Genomic DNA, 16,901 nt, shown 5'->3' with positions numbered 1-16,901 from the left:
TTTTCATTGTTGCTTACAATAATTATAGCTACACCATGTGCTTTTCTTAATTAAAAACTTCAATTATTAATTGTAAATTATTGAATTTGCTACTATTTAGTAGCAAATTGTCATCCAAGTGGCTGTAAAATGACAAATTCGTCATTCCGCTACTAGTTAGCGGAATCTATGCTAAGAGATACCGCGAATGAATCGCGGTATGACGGTTCGCGGCGGCATAACGATAAGCTCGTCATCCCGCTGCTTGTTAGCGGGATCTATCCGCTGCGGCATGACGTAGAGCCTACATTAGCTATAGAAACAAAAAGGAGGATCATTATGTCTACAATAATTTTATCATCAATTTTTGGTCAAGCAGGCAGCATTTTTGGGCCAATTGGCCGGATTATCGGCTCAGAACTCGGTGCTCTTCTTGGTGCACAGCTAGATGGGGCAATGTTTGGCCTTGATGCCGAGCAAAAAGTAACACATGGTGCGAGGCTAAAAAATCTGCAAGTTCAAACCTCAACCTACGCCAGAACGATCCCAATTATCTATGGCACTGCTCGTGTTGCAGGGAACATTATTTGGGCGCAGCCAATAAAAGAAGAGGCGATAACCACCAAAAGTAAAATTGGAAGAGGTATGAACGTTACATATAATTACTATGCAACGCTTGCAATTGCGATCTGCAAGGGGAAAGTAGAAAAATTAAACAGAATCTGGGCAGATACAACATCACTTAGCTTTGATGAAATAGATTATACTTTTTACAGCGGCAGAGAAGACCAAAATCCTGATCCATTTATGTCATCAATTGAAGGAGAGGGGAATGTGCCGGCTTATAGGGGAATATCTTACATAGTTATCAAGAATTTTCCTTTAGCAGACTATAACAATCGCGTCCCGATATTTACATTTGAAGTGCGAACTGCATTAAAACCCAGTGGATTTTCAATAGCAGAAAATATTCGGAATATCAATATAATACCAGGCTCAGGAGAGTTTGTATATGATACAAAAATACAGAAGAAAATCGCGCAAGAGAAAATAAGCAGCAACCAATATATCCCATATGGGCTGGCGCAAAGGGTAAATCACAACAACCACACTAAAAAGAGCGATGCAATGCTTTCTTTGGATCAATTAAAGGGAGATTTACCAAATGTTGAGTGGGTATCGGTAGTAGTCAATTGGTTTGTGAATGATCTGAACATTAAAGATTGTAAAATATACCCTGCAGTTGAATTTCAAGATGATTCCGCAATATTACCTGATGATTGGCAAGTAGGAAGTAGTACCAGAGATAATGCTCAGCTAATTTCAAAAGATGCGAGTGGAAACCCAAGATATGGTGGCACAGTTAGTGATGCAGCGCTAATAAGATATATAGAAGAGCTACACAGCAGAGGCTACAAGGTGATGCTCTATCCAATGCCCTTGCTTGACACAAAGAACAAAGAGTGGCGAGGAAAATTGAGCGGGACTCCTGGGGATATAAGTGATTTTTTTGAGAATCAATATAACAAATTTATAGAGCATTATGCAAGCATTGCCAAACAAACTAAAGTGGAAGGGTTTATCATCGGTTCTGAACTTGTGCGGCTTACCAAAATCAGGGATGAACAAGGGAATTACCCTGCCGTTATAGAGCTAGTTAAGCTTGCAAAGCGAATAAAACTTCAGCTTGGAAAAGAAGTAACGGTAACTTACGCTGCTGATTGGAGCGAATACCATTCATATGATGGTTGGTATAATATGGATGAGCTTTGGTCTTCAGAGTACATCGACGTTATTGGCATAGATGCTTATTTTCCACTGACTGATGGGCCAGAGCCTCCTTTTGGTTATTCCGCGGAAGATGTAATGGGTGGTTGGAGCAGTGGAGTGGGGTATGATTATTTCTATGATTACTCAAAGGGTGAGCCTGAAAAAGTAAAGTATAACGACAGCAGGTATGCGTGGAAAAACATAGCAAAATGGTGGAGTGAAACTCACATAAATCCAGGTGGTAGTAAAACGAAATGGCAACCAAAAATGAAAAAAATATGGTTTACTGAATATGGATTTCCCAGTATGAACGGCTGCACTAATGAACCAAATGTGTTTGTTGACAAAGGCAGCATAGAGAGCAAATATCCACGATATTCAAACGGAGAGGTGAGCTTTCTTTCGCAAAAAATTGCAATTGAAGGAACGTTAAAAAAGTGGCAAAGCTCGGAAATGGTAGAAAAAATGTTTCTCTGGGCGTGGGATGCAAGGCCATTTCCTTACTTTCCCAATTTATGTGATATGTGGACTGACTGCCATAATTGGCAGACAGGACATTGGATTCAGGGAAAGCTTTCACAGCTTAATATTTCCGATGTTTTATCGGATCTGTTACAAAAAACAGGTTTAAAAAGCGATCAGTTCGATACAAGCAACGTCAAAGGGTTATTGTCTTGGTATGTGATAAATGACCAGCAATCGGTACGTTCAATTATTAAAATGCTGCAAAGTTGCTATTTTTTTGATGTGGTTGAACAGGACTCTAAACTGAAATTTGTCCAAAAGGGCAGGGGAGTTACGACTGGAATACCAATTGGTGAAATGGTTTTCAGTAACAATTCAAAACTTGTTAATATTAGTCAACTGGATTTAAACAATAAAGTTAACGTCGTTTATTTTAATCGAAATTTTGGCTATCCAATTGATGTTAAATATGCTGAGTTGCCAAAGCAAGGCACTGCTATAACAGTTGAAATACCGCTCATTATGGAGGAGGGAGAGGCGCAAAATATCGCTGAGGTTTTACTTTATTCTTCGTGGCAAGAGAGAAATATATACAATTTCAAGCTACCGATAAAATATGCGTGGCTTGTGCCAAGTGATGTAATAACGATTTTAGACAGTGAGAAAAAACATACGGTGAGAATTATAAAAACGAAATTCGAAAGCATGTCCATTCAAGTAAGTGGTGTTAGTTATGATCGCTCTATATATAAGCTCTCTTTTCCTTCAACAAGGTCACTTATGCTGAAGGAATACCCTCCTTCTCACATCAGTAAAACCATCATAGAAATGATAGATTTACCGCATGTTAAGGGTAATAGCGCAAGCTTTACTTTAATTAACGAGGAAAAGAATTGGAAAGGAGCAACACTCTTTATTTCGTACAACGATAAGGATTATAAGCCTATTGCAAGCACAAACAAGCAGTCTACTTACGGATATGTAATGGAATCTACCGACGAGGGGCTTATAGTAGTGTTACGTTTTGGTAAGCTGCCAAGCACGAGCCCAATTGCAAACTCAAATTTAGCACTGGTTGGAAAAGAGGTAATAAAATTCCAGAATGCTGAACTTATAGATAAAAATAAATATAAGCTTAGCAACCTAATCAGAGGACAAGAAGATACTAAAGAATATGATCATGCCACAGGTGAAAAATTTGTTCTACTTGATGATTCAATAATATCTTTCGAAGTGCAAATGGGGAAAAAGTTTTACCTAAAAGCAGTGACTTACGGTGACTCGCTGGAAAATACGGAAGTGAAAGTGATAAATTCATTTAGTAATTGAAATTTAATAAAGTAAGTGCTAGAATTAATATACAGGTATTAATGGTAGAGATATAACATGTCAAAGGAAATGGTCAATGCGTTGAAAGCTGAAGTGAAGAAGCTCAAATATGCTGATTTCAAAGCTAACACTTGGGACGAAGTAATTTCTGGTGAGGGAACATATAAGGATCTTAATAGAACACACGGCCTTGCTATTAACGGACAAAAAATAACTAACGAATTTATTAACAATCTGTATTCAAACCATAAAAATCTAATTCTACGGGATGAAAACGGAAAAGGGAATTATCGTCCATTTCTCAGACAAATTTTTACAGAAATGTTTAAACACGTTGGTGCAACAATTCCCAATAACTCTATTATTGAGGAGTTAATAAATAACTATTATCAGGGCGGATATACTCATTTTCTTCCTAATGATATGAATCAAGCTCTTGGATCTTTTCATTTGTCAACGCAAGGCAACTGTATGACAAGAGAGTATATTATGGATTGTCGTGAACCCAATTGTATAAAGCTTAGTTTTAGCATGAAATATACAAAAATGCTTAACTATGATGATTGTACATATATCGAAACACCAGGTTTTTGCAGTTCAGCGGAGTTTAAACTGAAATGTGAAGATAAAAATGTAACATATGAAGATGGTAAAGTACTTCTTACCATTCCTAAAGAGTTAGAGGACTATAAAGCTGGTGATGACGGTTTGTTTGATAAGCTTACTTATATTATAAATAAGCTTATTGAGTATTTCAAAAAACTTTGTGAGAAATTGGGCTTTGAGTTTGATACAAGAATAGAGTACGATCCTGAGCGTAATATAAAAATAGAGCATAATCTTGGTGAACCACTAAAGGTAGTAAGTGAGGCAAATGCATCTTCTGTTGAAGACTTAAAGCTTAAAGTGAATAATCAAAGATAAGGTATTGAAATTCAGGCTTTTCATGATTTTAGCTTAAGATTTCAGTGTCCGCTACTCGAATGACATCGTTTACTATGTAACATTGTACTTATACTAATGAAAAAAATACATTATAATTAAGCATATTTACCAATAAATCATTAAGTGAAAACAGCTCTTTCGCAAAATATCATCTCTCTTATTATGATATTGTCTGTAGCAATTGTCGATATGGCAACTGACCTATACTCAGTTGCACTACCAAGCATTGCCAATTATTTTAAAGTAGAAGGCAGTGTAGTGCAGCTTACAATTAGCTTAAATCTAGTTGGATTTGCGGTATCTGGCTTAATTTATGGTCCATTATCGGACCATTATGGTAGGCGTCCAATGATGCTGATTGGTATGACAATTTTTACTTTGGCAAGTGTCATGTGTTATATAGCCGACAGCATTGCGCTCTTGATACTAATTCGCTTCATACAAGGAACAGGGGCTGGTGTTGCAGGTGTTGTTGGGTATGCAGCAATAAGGGATATGTACTCGGGTAGTGAATACTCGAGAGTCATTTCAAAATTAAATATGGTTGTGGCACTCTCACCTGGAATAGCTCCAGTGGTGGGCAGTTATATAATTTCACATGGGTATAGTTGGAAATTTTTGTTTTTTATTATATCACTTGCAGCAATTGCTATACTTATTTTTATCTACTTTAAGTTACAAGAAACACTCACTGTAAATAAAAATGAAACCAGTATAACTAACATAACTACTAATATCTTCAAGCAATATATATCAATATTTAGAAATTATCGTTTCCTTGGGTTTTCAGCCATTCATGGATTAACTTTCATGTGGCTTTGGGCATACATTGCTAACTAACCGTTCATATTTGAATCGATGGGCATTGAAGTACAGTATTTTGGCTACCTCATATCGATCATAGTCATATTTTACATAATTGGAACTTTAATTAATAGAAGGTATGTACCAAAAGTAGGGGTTAGCAAAATGCTAATAATAGGTTTGGTGTTACCGATAATATCCGATAGTTTATTGGTATATTTTTATTTCGCGGACAAGTTAAATATATTAATTCTTCAAACTGTTTGGATTCCAGCCAATATCGGACTTGCATTAATAATAAGCAATAACGTAACTTCTGCTTTAGAAACGATCAAAGGTATAGGGCTTGGTAGTGCAGTCCTCTCATTCTGCAATATGATGTTTGGGGCTATTGGAATATATATAGTAGGAAAATTTTTTCGCTATGGTATTTTACCAAATTTACTATTAACAATAGCATGCTCTACAATTGCGATTCTTATGTACAGCCAGCTCAAATGTACTGAAAAACACAGGGAATAACCATTATTTGCGTGATCCAGAGCTCATGGGTTATTAATGACTTTATCATGATAATATAATTTTACAGGGGGTGAGAGCTCATAGATTATTAACGACTTTATCATAACAATATAGTTTTACAGGAGGTATGGGATGAGCAATTCAAACAGAGATATAAATGCTGAATTACGTAAGGCTGCTCTAGAAGGTAATATTGAGAAAGTAAAAAGTCTAATAAGTGAAGGAGCAGATGTTAATGTAGAAAATGATAAAGGAGAGACTCCTTTACACTTCGCTGCTGAAAAGGGCTATAAAGATGTAGTAGAAGCTCTATTGGACAAAGGAGCAGATGTTAAGGTAGAAAATGATAAAGGAGAGACTCCTTTACATATTGCTGCTGTATGGGGCCATAAAGAGGTAGTAGAAGCTCTATTGGACAAAGGGGCAAATGTTAATGCAGAAGATGAAGAGGGAAACACTCCCTTAGTTTTAACTACTGACGAAGAAATAAAAACTCTATTACAAAGCACAGCTAAATTACTTGAGGTTGCTAAAAGCGGTAATATTCAGGAAGTAAACAGTCTAATAAGTGAAGGAGCAAAGGTTAATGTAAAAGATCAAGATAACAAGACTCCTCTACATTTGGCTGCTGAAAAGGGCCATAAAGAGGTAGTAGACGCCCTACTGAAAGTAAATGGAATCAATGTTAATGCAACAGATTGGTCGCAAAAGACTCCTTTACATTGGGCTGCTGTAGAGAGCCATAAAGAGGTAGTAGAAGCCCTACTGAAAGTAAATGGGATCAATGTTAATGCAACAGATTGGTTGCAAGAAACTCCTTTACATTTAGCTGCTGTAAAGAACCATAAAGAGGTAGTAGACGCCCTATTGGGAAAAGATGGAATCAATGTTATAGCTCTTTCCATAAAAGTCCGGATGTGATAGGATAAGGGTAGATGATGATAAGGAGGTTGAATGCCAGCAGCATATAGTTATGATTTAAGAAAAAAAGCAATGGAAGCGCTAGACGAAGGAGAAAGCAGAGAAACAGTGGCAGCAAGATTTAAGATTGGACGAACTACTTTATGGGAGTGGCAGCAAAGAAGAAAAGAAACAGGAGACTTTCAATCAAAAAAACTTGGAAATGGGGGTTACAATCACAAAATTACCGACTGGGATACCTTTGCCAAATTTGCCAGAGAACACGGAGGAAAGACTCTATCGGAAATGGCTAAACTTTGGAACAACGTTAGTATCCAAACGATCTATCGAGCCCTTAAAAAAATTGGATTTACGCGCAAAAAAAGACATATGGATACAAGGAAAGAAACGAAGAAAAACGTGCTGAATTTTTGAAAATTATAGCGACAAAAGAACCTAAAAACTTAGTGTATATAGATGAGTCTGGCATTGATAACACCGAAGACTACCCCTACGGATATTGCCAGAAAGGACAGCGGTTTTATGCCTTAAAATCTGGAAAGAAAACTCAACGAATCAGTATGGTTGCAGCCTTAAGTGGAAGAAAGATAGTTGTTCCGTTAACCTTTGAAGGCCACTGTAATATGGATGTTTTTAATGGATGGTTTGAGCAATTTTTGACACCGATCTTGGAACCTGGACAGACTGTCATTCTTGACAATGCTACTTTTCATAAGTCTGATAAGATTATCGAGCTTGCTAAAGGGGTTGGTGCAGAAATTTTGTATCTGCCGCCTTATTCTCCAGATTTCAACAAAATTGAGCATCATTGGTTTGCTATAAAAAACAGAGCCAGGAAAAACATTCCTCTATTCGAATCCTTTCGTCATGCTGTTGATTCTGCCTTCCTATGACCTGTTCGGACTATTATGAGAAATGCTATAATTTACCAAATAACAAGAAAGATACTCCTTTACATTCTGTTCTTAAAAAGGACAACATAGATATAAATGTATTGAACGCTCTACTGGGAGCAGAAGGAATCAACGTTAATGCACAAGATGAATATGGCGAAACTCCTTTACATTTGGTCCTTAAAAAGGGCAATATAGACATAAATGTATTGAACGCTCTACTGGGAGCAAAAGAAATCGATGTTAATGCACAAGATGGAGATAGGGCTCCTTTACATTTGGCTGCTGAAAAGGGCCATAAAGATGTAGTAGACGCCCTACTGCAAGTAAAAGGGATCAATGTTAATGCAACAGATTGGTCGAAAAGGACTCCTTTACATATTGCTGCTGTATGGGGCCATAAAGAGGTAGTAGAAGCCCTACTGCAAGTAAAAGGAATCGATGTTAATGCAACAAATCAGCAGAAAGAGACTCCTCTACATTGGGCTGCTGAAAAGGGCCATAAAGAGGTAGTAGAAGCTCTATTGGACAAAGGGGCAAATGTTGATGCAGAAGATGAAAATGGAGACACTCCTTTAGATTTAGCCACTACTCAAGACATACGAACTCTATTACAAAACACAGATGAATTACTTAAGGCTGCTGGAAGAGGTGATATCGATACAGTAAACGATCTAATAAATCAAGGAGCAAGTGTTAATGCAACAGATCAAGATGGAAAGACTCCTCTACATTGTGCTGCTAAAAATAGCCATGAAGAGGTAGTAGAAGCCCTATTGGGAAAAGATGGAATCGATGTTAATTTAGCAGATAAGAATAAAGATACTCCTTTACATTCTGTTCTTAAAAAGGGCAACATAGATATAAATGTATTGAACGCTCTACTTAGAAAAGAGGGAATTGATGTTAATTTAGCAGATAAGAATAAAGATACTCCTTTACATTCTGTTCTTAAAAAGGACAACATAGATATAAATGTATTGAACGCTCTACTGGGAGCAAAAGAAATCAATGTTAATGCACAAGATAAAGATGACAGGACTCCTTTGCATTTGGCTGCTAAAAAGGACAACATAGATATAAATGTATTGAACGCTCTACTGGGAGCAGAAGGAATCGATGTTAATATAAAAGATAAACTTGCAGAACAGACTCCTTTACATTGGGCCGTTGTAAAGGGCCATAAAGAGGCAGTAGAAGCCCTATTGGGAAAAGATGGAATCGATGTTAATATAGAAGATAAACATGGAAACACTCCTTTCAAATTAGCCACTGATGAAGGAATAAAAACTCTATTGCAACCAGCAGAAAAATCTGATGATGGTTCAGCGGGTGGATCATCGACAGATAGTGAAGGGGGTCAAGAGGAAGAAAAACGAGTAGGTGATGATACTGAACTACAATCAGATAATAGCAAAGAAGGGGAAAAAACCAGCACCACCAATGCAGAACGAGGAACTGATGTACAAGACAACGATGTAGGTCCTGTTGCTTCCACAGAACCTGCACAAACAGAAGAACAGCCGAGCTCTTTTTTTGGTAGTTTGTTTAGTATACTTATGAAGCCTTTTTCATTAATTGCATCATTTTTTGGTGGTTTTTTTTCATGGTTGTTTGGGTCTGACGAAGAAAAGTCTGACACACAACCTTATGATGATTCTTCTTCACCTGGGGTCGATCAATCAGTTGAACAAAATAATGGTGATCATAATGACCAGAGCAATGTGATTTGATAGTGATCTTCTACCGGAAAAGGTGTCATCCCAGTGTCAAGCACTGGGATGACACCGTCTTGGATGGAAAACTGGATTCCAGTGTCAAGTGCTGGAATGACATCCTCTCTAAGTAGCCTCCTTCTCCTGTTATCCCAGTGTCACGCACTGGGATCTCATTTTACTTTATGATGATGTCATGAAAGTAGCTGACATTGGGATCCAGAAGACTTAATTTCAACCAAATAATAAAGGCTAGATCCCAGTGTCACGCACTGGGATGACAAAAAAAGGAGCACTGGAATGACACCATCTTGGATGGAAATAACGTCACGCGCTGGAATGACAAAGAAGAGTGGGCTTTCATATGGTTATGCAAGAGGTTTACTGAATGCAACCTAACTTCTCACACACACATTTTACCACATGATCAGCGTTGATATTAAAATGCTCATAAAGTGTTTTATAAGGTGCTGATTCTCCGAAGCTTTTCATGCCAATAAATATACCGTTTGAACCTATGTATTTATGCCAACCCATTTCACTTCCGGCTTCAATTGCAACTTTAATGCTGTCATTATTTAATATTGCCGCTTTATATTCATCGCTTTGCTCGTCAAAAAGCCTCCAGCATGGCATAGAAACAATCCTTGTACCTATACCCTTTTCCTGCAATTTCTCCCTTGCTTCAACTGCAATTTCAACCTCGGACCCCGTAGCAAATATCGTCACTTTTAATTCTTTTGAACATTCACACAAAATATATGCACCAAACTTCGATAAATTAGCAGATTGATCGATATCAGAGTAGAACTTGCGCATGTAACTTACGTTTTGCCTTGAGAGCGCAAACAGTGCTGGAGATTCTTTCTTTTCGAGTGCAATGCTAACACACTCCAGAGTTTCAACTGCATCGGCTGGCCTAAAAACATATAGATTTGGTATAGCACGCAAAGAGGCTAAATGCTCTATTGGCTGATGAGTTGGGCCATCTTCTCCCACTCCAATTGAGTCGTGAGTCATGACATACATAACCTGCTGCTTCATCAGAGCTGAAAGACGTATAGCAGGACGACAATAGTCAGAAAATACCAAAAAAGTGCCGCCATAAGGAAGAATCGCGCCGTGAAGTGCCATACCATTCATACAAGCTGCCATAGCGTGTTCTCTCACTCCATAGTGGACATAAGAGCCACTATAATTATTGCTATTTATTACCTGCATGTGCTTATATTTAGTGCAATTTGACCCGGTAAGATCAGCAGAACCGCCGATTAATTCCGGCATATGTTGTGTTAAAAGTTCCATTACCATGCCGAAAGAAGAACGTGTAGCTTCGTTTGGCATTAGCTCACATATTTGTTTCTTCAGGTCAGCTAAAACACCAGCGATATTATCTGGTAGATGTTTATCTAACCGTCTTTGAAGTTCTGCATGATACCCTGTCATCCCAGCATTCTCTTCTGTCATCCCAGTGCTTGACACTGGGATCCATTCTTTTTCTTCTTTCCTGGTCACGCGCTGGAATGACATCGTGTAGTTTTGTTTTGCTCTCTCAACAGTTTTCTTCCAGGCATTTTTCACATCTTCTGGTACATGGAATGGTTCATAATTCCAGTTTAATTTCTCTCTCATCTGTTTTATGTCTTCCTCCGAAAAAGCACCACTGTGAGCAGAGGATGTGCCAGCACGGCTTGAAAATTTTCCGATAATAGTTTTGCAGCAGATCATTGTAGGTTTATCAGACTTTTTTGCTTGCTCTATTGCAAGGGATATGGCATCAAAATCATGGCCATCAATTTTGTCAACATTCCATCCATACGCTAAGAAGCGTTTCTCTACATCGTCAGAACAGGAAAGGCAAGTAGCGCCATCTATAGAAATATCATTATCATCAAAAAGAGCTATAAGCTTATTCAATTTAAGATGCCCAGCAAGTGATGCTGCTTCATGGCTTATTCCTTCCATAAGACAGCCATCCCCTAGCATCACGTAAGTGTAGTGATTAATTAAGCTATCTCCAAATTGTTCTTTAAGAATCGATTCAGCAAGTGCCATGCCAACAGCAGCGGCAAACCCCTGCCCTAAAGGGCCTGTCGTTGCCTCTACCCCGGAAGTCAAGCCAAACTCTGGATGACCTGGGGTCTTGGATCTCATTTGCCTGAAGTTTTTTAGCTCATCTATGCTAATATAACCTGTCAAATATAATATTGAGTATAGTAACATTGACCCATGGCCGTTTGATAAAACAAAGCGATCTCTATTGAACCATTTAGAATCATCAGGATTATGATTCAGATATTTAGCAAACAAAACAGTTGCAACATCTGCCATGCCAAGTGGCATACCTGGGTGTCCAGAGTTTGCTTTTTGTACTGCATCAATTGATAAAAAACGGATGGCGTTTGCCATAGATTTTAAATGTGAATGATTCATGTGTTAATAGAAAAACTTAAAAATGAAGTATAAAAGATTATACCAGCAAAAACAAGTTGACACTGAGTGCTAAAATCCTTAATAATCTAGAGTTGAATCGTGAGAGTTTTTATATGACAACTGTTATCACTAGAAAGTATAGGATTAGCCGTAGACTTGGTGTAAATTTATGGGGTAGAGCTAAAGACCCAGTAAACAAAAGGAAATACCCTCCAGGTCAACATGGTATTCTTGGATTCAAGAAGTTATCCGACTTTGGTAAGCAGTTTGCTGCGCATAAGAAATTTAAGTTTTACTATGCGATTTCAAGTAAGCAGCTCAGACGTACATTTTTAGATGCTTATAACAGAAAGGGTTATACGGCTGATAATTTTATCGGTATCTTAGAATCGAGATTAAGTTCTGTTTTATACCACTCTGGTCTTGTTCCAACAATTTACTCAGCAAAGCAGCTCATATCTCACAAGCACGTTACAGTTAATGATAAGGTGGTTAACATATCGAGTTATCGAGTGAAGCCAGGTGATATAATAAAAATAAGAGAAAGGGCAGCAAAAATCCCTGTAGTAGTAGAGGCTGAACAAAAACAAGAGCGCAAGGCTCCGGATTATTTAGAAGCAGATAGTAAAGAGCATTCAGTGAAGTATTTGAGGTCACCTCAATATTCTGAGGTTCCTTATTCAGCAGACATGGAAGTCAATTTAGTAGTAGAGTTTTACTCTAGATAGATAAAAAAAGCCCGTGTGGCGGAATCGGTAGACGCAGCGGACTTAAAATCCGTGGGTTTTGCGACCTTGGGAGTTCAAGTCTCCCCATGGGCACCAATTTAACTTAGCAGATAAATACAAAAAAGTATGAAATGGCTTGATATAGAAGATATTGTGGAAGCTCTGGAGGAAAAATTTCCAAATGAGAATATAATTAGTATCAGATTCACTGAGCTTAAAAAAAAGGTCTTGAGTTTAGAGGAATTTGATGATGATGAAAAACGCTGTAACGAAAAAATACTCGAAGCTATTCAAGCAGCTTGGATTGAGGAAAGATTAACCGCATAGCAATAAACCATACGCAAACGTGATTTCTATTACAATTTGCATATTGATTATGCTATTTTTTGGATCTAGCCTGGCAAGTTAATAATAATTTAACTAATTACAATTAAAACAGCTATAAGGTTAATTATGAGGCAAAACAAAAATTTTTGAATGGAACGATCTTGACAAGTGCTACGTTGAGATAAGTTTTGCATAAAAATACTGCTTTTACGGTGTGAGGCTAGAGGTTTGTAAAGCAGTTAGAAGGTTGTCATCTAAGTAGCGTGACCAGGGCTAGATTCCGCGGCGGAATGACGACTATGCAATATGCGTTGCGGAGTGACGATTATGGTCATACCGTCACGGTATCTCACAAACATGTAGCAGTAATGACAAAATCTCAAGTTATATGTATACTTTTATATTATCTACCTACTAAAAAAACAGAAAAATGCTCAAACGTAGCGGTCCAAAAAAATTAAAGTCTATAATAGAAAACTATGCATTAAAATGCATGAAAAATAAGATTAGCAAAAATGAAATACGTCTTATTTTAAACTGGCGAAATATAGTAGGGAAAGAAATAGCAGAGTGTACAAAACCGAAAAAGATCTCATATGCACAGAATATAAATTCGGGTGTGTTGCATCTGGTAGTAACAAATGGCAGCAAAGCATTGGAAATTCAGCATATGATTTCTCTTATAATAGAAAAAATTACGATATTTTTTGGTTATAAAGCAGTATATGGTATAAAAATTAAGCAAGAGAGTATTGACTATTTGACTATATAAGGTAATCTAAGTACATAGAATAATTTGGTATATTGAAGTGAGTAGAGTTTGTGAATTAACAAATAGAAAAAAATCTTTTGGTAATAAGGTATCACATTCGAATCGTAAAACAAAGCGTACCTTTCTTTTAAATTTACATAAGGTTACGTTAACAAGTGATATATTGAATAAAAAGTTTAGATTTCGTGTGGCAACAAGAACTTTGAGAACTATAGATTACAAAGGTGATTTAGATGCTTTTTTGCTCAACACAAGAACGATTAAACTAAGTGAGAAAGCGCAGAAGATAAAAAGAAGGTTGAAAAAAGTTTTAGTAAAGCAAGAGGTAGAGTTAGCAGTTTCAGATGCATAGTAAGCCTCCATGGCTCAGAGCAAAAGCTCCGACCGGTGAAGTATTCAATGAGACCTTAAACATCGTTAAACTGCATAACTTGCATACAGTGTGCGAAGAGGCTGCATGTCCAAATATTGGTGAATGTTGGAATAAACGTCATGCTACTGTGATGATTCTTGGTTCTGTTTGCACTCGTGCTTGTGCATTTTGCAACGTTGCAACTGGCATTCCTGATAAACTAGACCCTCATGAGCCAGAAAATTTAGCAAAAGCGATAAAAAAGTTAAACTTAAAACATGTTGTCATTACTTCCGTTGATCGTGATGATTTGCCAGATGGTGGCGCAAATCAGTTTATACAGTGCATAGAAGAAATTAGAAAGATAACTTCAGAAACAACAATAGAGATTTTAACTCCTGATTTTTTAAATAAGAAAGGAGCATTTGAAGCAATCGCTGTTGCATCACCTGATGTCTATAACCACAATATTGAAACAGTGCCGAGATTGTATGCAAAAATAAGACCACGAGCTCGCTATTTTCATTCACTATATTTACTGAAGATGGTAAAGCAGATTAATCCTAAAGTTTTCACAAAGTCAGGGCTTATGGTTGGTCTTGGAGAAACAAAAGAGGAAATACTGCAGGTTATGGACGATTTGCGCAGTGCTGAGGTTGATTTTATTACAATTGGTCAATATCTACAACCAACTCCAAAACATGCAAAACTTGATAGGTATGTTACCCCAGAGGAATTTGAGCATTATAAATATATCGCTTACTCCAAAGGGTTCCTAGTGGTTGCATCAAGCCCACTAACTCGGTCATCATACCACGCTGAAGAAGATTTTAACAGGCTCAAGGCTTGTCGTTGACATTTGTGTTAATTCAAATTAATTTTTACTAATTATAAAGGAGTTTTTACGTAATGTCTACTATAAAAATCAAGAAGAAATCGCAATTAGTTAAAGAGGTATTCGATTCCGTGGCAAGTCGCTACGACACCATGAATGATATAATGAGCCTCGGAATGCACAGATTATGGAAAGATAGGATGGTAAATAGTGTGCATTTTACAAAAAACTCTAAGGTTTTAGATGTTGCTGGAGGAACTGGAGATATAGCAATAAGAATAGTAAGAAAAGAGCCAAGTGCTAAGGTTACAGTATGCGATATAAATCAAAACATGCTAAGCAGAGGACGTGATAAAGCTATAAATTCAAACCAAATTAATTTTGATTGGGTATGTGCAAGTGCAGAAAGTTTACCATTTGAAGACTCCGAATTTGATTATTGCACAATAGCTTTTGGCATTCGAAATGTTTCTGACCGCAAGAAGGCTTTAAATGAGGCGCACAGGGTATTAAAACCACATGGGAAATTTATCTGCTTAGAATTTGCCCCTATGCACTATCAAAATGAGATATTTACCAAACTTTATGACTTATATTCATTTAAAGTAATTCCTAAAATTGGCAGCATAGTTGCTAAAGACAAGAGTTCTTATGAATATTTAGTGAAGAGCATCAGAGAATTTCCAACTCAGGCTGATTTTAAAATGGAAATTGAAGAGGTAGGCTTTAAGAATGTTGAGTTTCATAATATGAGCTATGGAATAGTGGCATTACACATTGGAACAAAATGAATATTAAACTCTGGTATAGAACGCTGGATTATTATCTCATCCTTCCAGTGTTTTTTTTGCTCACTATAAGCTTCATTCTTGTTTATTCAGCAAGCCCTGTAATTGCGCAGCGTCTTTCTTTACCACAAGATTATTTTATACGGCGTCACACAATTTATATAGTCCTGTCACTAATTACCTTGGTAACATTTTCTTTTCTCAACACAAGAACTATACTTAACCTCTCGTTCGCAGGTTTCATTTTATTTACTATTCTAGTAGCAATTGCGATAATACTTGGTATAGAGGTAAAAGGTGCGAAACGATGGTTACATATTGTCAAAATTTCTGTTCAACCATCTGAGTTCGTAAGGCCATTTTTTTCTGTTGTTATAGCTAGTATCTTGGCCAGCGAAATGAAGTTTAAAATACACATATCAATCATAATATTTCTGTTAGTTTTTGTGTTGTTACTTTTGCAACCTGATTTCAGTATGTCTATGCTTTTAACATATTCTTTTATCGGTCAAATGTTTATTGCATGTATACCATTTTTATACTTTCTATGCATAATAGGAATGGCCACAACTGGAACTACAATAGCTTACTTATGCCTCCCGCATATAAAGCAAAGGATTTACAATTTTGTCTTTTTTACGCAGCGCGATAACTTTCAAGTCACAAAATCATTAGAAGCATTCAAAAGAGGTCAATTAACTGGAGTTGGGCCTGGTGAAGGTAGCGTAAAAGCCTCTCTTCCTGATTGCCATACAGATTTTGTGTTTTCTGTTTTAGCAGAAGAATTTGGTTTGATTACGTGCTTAGCCACATTGATGTTATTTGGCATCATTTCCGCCCGCTTGCTTTACATTGCATATAGGGAAAATGAATTATTTAATCTGTTGGTGATTCTCGGTATCTCAATTCAATTCATCACACAATTCATAATAAACATAGGGGTAACATTGAGTGTTTTTCCAACCACCGGCATAACCCTGCCGTTACTTAGCTATGGTGGTTCTTCTCTTTTATCTTCGAGCATCGCACTTGGCATAATGCTGTCTTTCAGTAGAAACCAAGCTATCGCATTAAAGTTTCGTGAGCGTGTTATGCTTGGAAGGTATATGGACTAAACTTGTACCGCTCACAACTATTATTGGTATCCCTCCAAAATGGGTATCTGTTCAGATGAGTGGCAAAATAAGGTAGACGAGAAAAGCAACTATAGGAACAAATGGGTGTCATGCAAGTAGCTGACACTGGTATCCAGTCCTTTTGCACAGTTCCATCAAAAACGTTGTAAAGCGCTTTCGTGTTTACCAACTTAGTGCCCAATCTGGA

The 16,901-nt window shown here is 37.2% G+C and carries 14 protein-coding genes, 1 tRNA gene and 1 pseudogene; 14 read left to right on the top strand and 2 right to left on the bottom strand.

What is annotated here, in order from left to right:
• Positions 1 to 318: 318 nt before the first annotated feature.
• The 6 genes and pseudogenes from AAGD66_RS01570 (at position 319) to AAGD66_RS01545 (ending at position 9,361) form a co-directional block, all read left to right on the top strand.
• Complete coding sequence (locus tag AAGD66_RS01570) at positions 319 to 3,543, top strand: glycoside hydrolase TIM-barrel-like domain-containing protein (RefSeq protein WP_341814497.1); 3,225 nt, start codon at positions 319 to 321, stop codon at positions 3,541 to 3,543.
• Positions 3,544 to 3,600: 57 nt separating this feature from the next.
• Entirely contained in the window at positions 3,601 to 4,467 is an 867-nt protein-coding gene (locus AAGD66_RS01565) for a hypothetical protein (protein ID WP_264724107.1), read from the top strand.
• 183 nt (positions 4,468 to 4,650) lie between these two features.
• A pseudogene (locus AAGD66_RS01560) lies at positions 4,651 to 5,814 on the top strand (multidrug effflux MFS transporter).
• 132 nt (positions 5,815 to 5,946) lie between these two features.
• A complete protein-coding gene (locus tag AAGD66_RS01555) occupies positions 5,947 to 6,735 on the top strand; it encodes an ankyrin repeat domain-containing protein (protein ID WP_341814496.1) in 789 nt (262 codons plus the stop codon).
• Between the two features lie 33 nt (positions 6,736 to 6,768).
• A protein-coding gene (locus tag AAGD66_RS01550; RefSeq protein ID WP_341814422.1) for an IS630 family transposase occupies positions 6,769 to 7,628 on the top strand; the annotation gives its coding sequence in 2 pieces (ribosomal slippage) (positions 6,769 to 7,093 and positions 7,093 to 7,628; 861 coding nt in all).
• Entirely contained in the window at positions 7,625 to 9,361 is a 1,737-nt protein-coding gene (locus tag AAGD66_RS01545; protein WP_265024659.1) for an ankyrin repeat domain-containing protein, read from the top strand. Before AAGD66_RS01550 ends, AAGD66_RS01545 begins: the two co-directional genes overlap by 4 nt.
• A gap of 25 nt (positions 9,362 to 9,386) precedes the next feature.
• Here the strand turns inward: AAGD66_RS01545 and AAGD66_RS01540 are convergent, their stop codons facing one another.
• A complete protein-coding gene (locus AAGD66_RS01540; RefSeq protein ID WP_264724113.1) occupies positions 9,387 to 9,509 on the bottom strand; it encodes a hypothetical protein in 123 nt (40 codons plus the stop codon).
• 215 nt (positions 9,510 to 9,724) lie between these two features.
• Positions 9,725 to 11,776 (bottom strand): transketolase, encoded by a 2,052-nt coding sequence (gene tkt / locus AAGD66_RS01535; RefSeq protein ID WP_265024660.1) that lies wholly within the window; start codon positions 11,774 to 11,776, stop codon positions 9,725 to 9,727.
• A 113-nt stretch (positions 11,777 to 11,889) separates the two neighbouring features.
• On the opposite strand from tkt, the gene rpsD reads away from it, so the two are divergent.
• The 8 genes from rpsD to AAGD66_RS01495 all read left to right on the top strand — a co-directional run bounded on the left by rpsD (position 11,890) and on the right by AAGD66_RS01495 (position 16,693).
• Complete coding sequence (rpsD, locus tag AAGD66_RS01530; RefSeq protein ID WP_010962555.1) at positions 11,890 to 12,504, top strand: 30S ribosomal protein S4; 615 nt, start codon at positions 11,890 to 11,892, stop codon at positions 12,502 to 12,504.
• Between the two features lie 9 nt (positions 12,505 to 12,513).
• A tRNA-Leu gene (locus AAGD66_RS01525) sits at positions 12,514 to 12,600 on the top strand.
• Positions 12,601 to 12,630: 30 nt separating this feature from the next.
• On the top strand, positions 12,631 to 12,831 hold the full coding sequence (gene iscX / locus AAGD66_RS01520) for a Fe-S cluster assembly protein IscX (protein WP_007552114.1): 201 nt from the start codon (positions 12,631 to 12,633) through the stop codon (positions 12,829 to 12,831).
• A 430-nt stretch (positions 12,832 to 13,261) separates the two neighbouring features.
• Entirely contained in the window at positions 13,262 to 13,603 is a 342-nt protein-coding gene (locus AAGD66_RS01515) for a DUF721 domain-containing protein (RefSeq protein ID WP_010082513.1), read from the top strand.
• Positions 13,604 to 13,640: 37 nt separating this feature from the next.
• Positions 13,641 to 13,955 (top strand): 50S ribosomal protein L28, encoded by a 315-nt coding sequence (gene rpmB / locus AAGD66_RS01510; RefSeq protein ID WP_006279619.1) that lies wholly within the window; start codon positions 13,641 to 13,643, stop codon positions 13,953 to 13,955.
• The gene (gene lipA / locus AAGD66_RS01505) at positions 13,948 to 14,811 is read left to right on the top strand and encodes a lipoyl synthase (RefSeq protein ID WP_264724115.1); all 864 of its coding nucleotides are present in this window, start codon (positions 13,948 to 13,950) and stop codon (positions 14,809 to 14,811) included. The genes rpmB and lipA overlap by 8 nt, the downstream gene beginning before the upstream one ends.
• 53 nt (positions 14,812 to 14,864) lie before the next feature.
• Positions 14,865 to 15,581, top strand: coding sequence for a bifunctional demethylmenaquinone methyltransferase/2-methoxy-6-polyprenyl-1,4-benzoquinol methylase UbiE (gene ubiE, locus AAGD66_RS01500; RefSeq protein ID WP_264724116.1), 717 nt, complete (start codon positions 14,865 to 14,867; stop codon positions 15,579 to 15,581).
• The gene (locus AAGD66_RS01495) at positions 15,578 to 16,693 is read left to right on the top strand and encodes an FtsW/RodA/SpoVE family cell cycle protein (RefSeq protein WP_264339356.1); all 1,116 of its coding nucleotides are present in this window, start codon (positions 15,578 to 15,580) and stop codon (positions 16,691 to 16,693) included. Before ubiE ends, AAGD66_RS01495 begins: the two co-directional genes overlap by 4 nt.
• The last annotated feature ends 208 nt before the right edge of the window (positions 16,694 to 16,901 follow it).

Source organism: Wolbachia endosymbiont (group A) of Dendrolimus pini (assembly GCF_964026835.1).
GTDB lineage: Bacteria > Pseudomonadota > Alphaproteobacteria > Rickettsiales > Anaplasmataceae > Wolbachia > Wolbachia pipientis.
Note: the sequence above shows the minus strand (reverse complement) of the source record. Positions and strands in the feature narration are given on the sequence as shown.

What these genes read in the sequence shown, in the direction of transcription:
- AAGD66_RS01555 (WP_341814496.1), top strand. Translation starts at nt 5,947, where the DNA reads ATGAGCAATTCAAACAGAGATATAAATGCTGAATTACGTAAGGCTGCT.
- lipA (WP_264724115.1), top strand. Translation starts at nt 13,948, where the DNA reads ATGCATAGTAAGCCTCCATGGCTCAGAGCAAAAGCTCCGACCGGTGAA.
- AAGD66_RS01545 (WP_265024659.1), top strand. Translation starts at nt 7,625, where the DNA reads ATGACCTGTTCGGACTATTATGAGAAATGCTATAATTTACCAAATAAC.
- tkt (WP_265024660.1), bottom strand. Translation starts at nt 11,776, where the DNA reads ATGAATCATTCACATTTAAAATCTATGGCAAACGCCATCCGTTTTTTA.
- AAGD66_RS01495 (WP_264339356.1), top strand. Translation starts at nt 15,578, where the DNA reads ATGAATATTAAACTCTGGTATAGAACGCTGGATTATTATCTCATCCTT.
- AAGD66_RS01565 (WP_264724107.1), top strand. Translation starts at nt 3,601, where the DNA reads ATGTCAAAGGAAATGGTCAATGCGTTGAAAGCTGAAGTGAAGAAGCTC.
- AAGD66_RS01570 (WP_341814497.1), top strand. Translation starts at nt 319, where the DNA reads ATGTCTACAATAATTTTATCATCAATTTTTGGTCAAGCAGGCAGCATT.
- rpsD (WP_010962555.1), top strand. Translation starts at nt 11,890, where the DNA reads ATGACAACTGTTATCACTAGAAAGTATAGGATTAGCCGTAGACTTGGT.
- AAGD66_RS01515 (WP_010082513.1), top strand. Translation starts at nt 13,262, where the DNA reads ATGCTCAAACGTAGCGGTCCAAAAAAATTAAAGTCTATAATAGAAAAC.
- ubiE (WP_264724116.1), top strand. Translation starts at nt 14,865, where the DNA reads ATGTCTACTATAAAAATCAAGAAGAAATCGCAATTAGTTAAAGAGGTA.
- iscX (WP_007552114.1), top strand. Translation starts at nt 12,631, where the DNA reads ATGAAATGGCTTGATATAGAAGATATTGTGGAAGCTCTGGAGGAAAAA.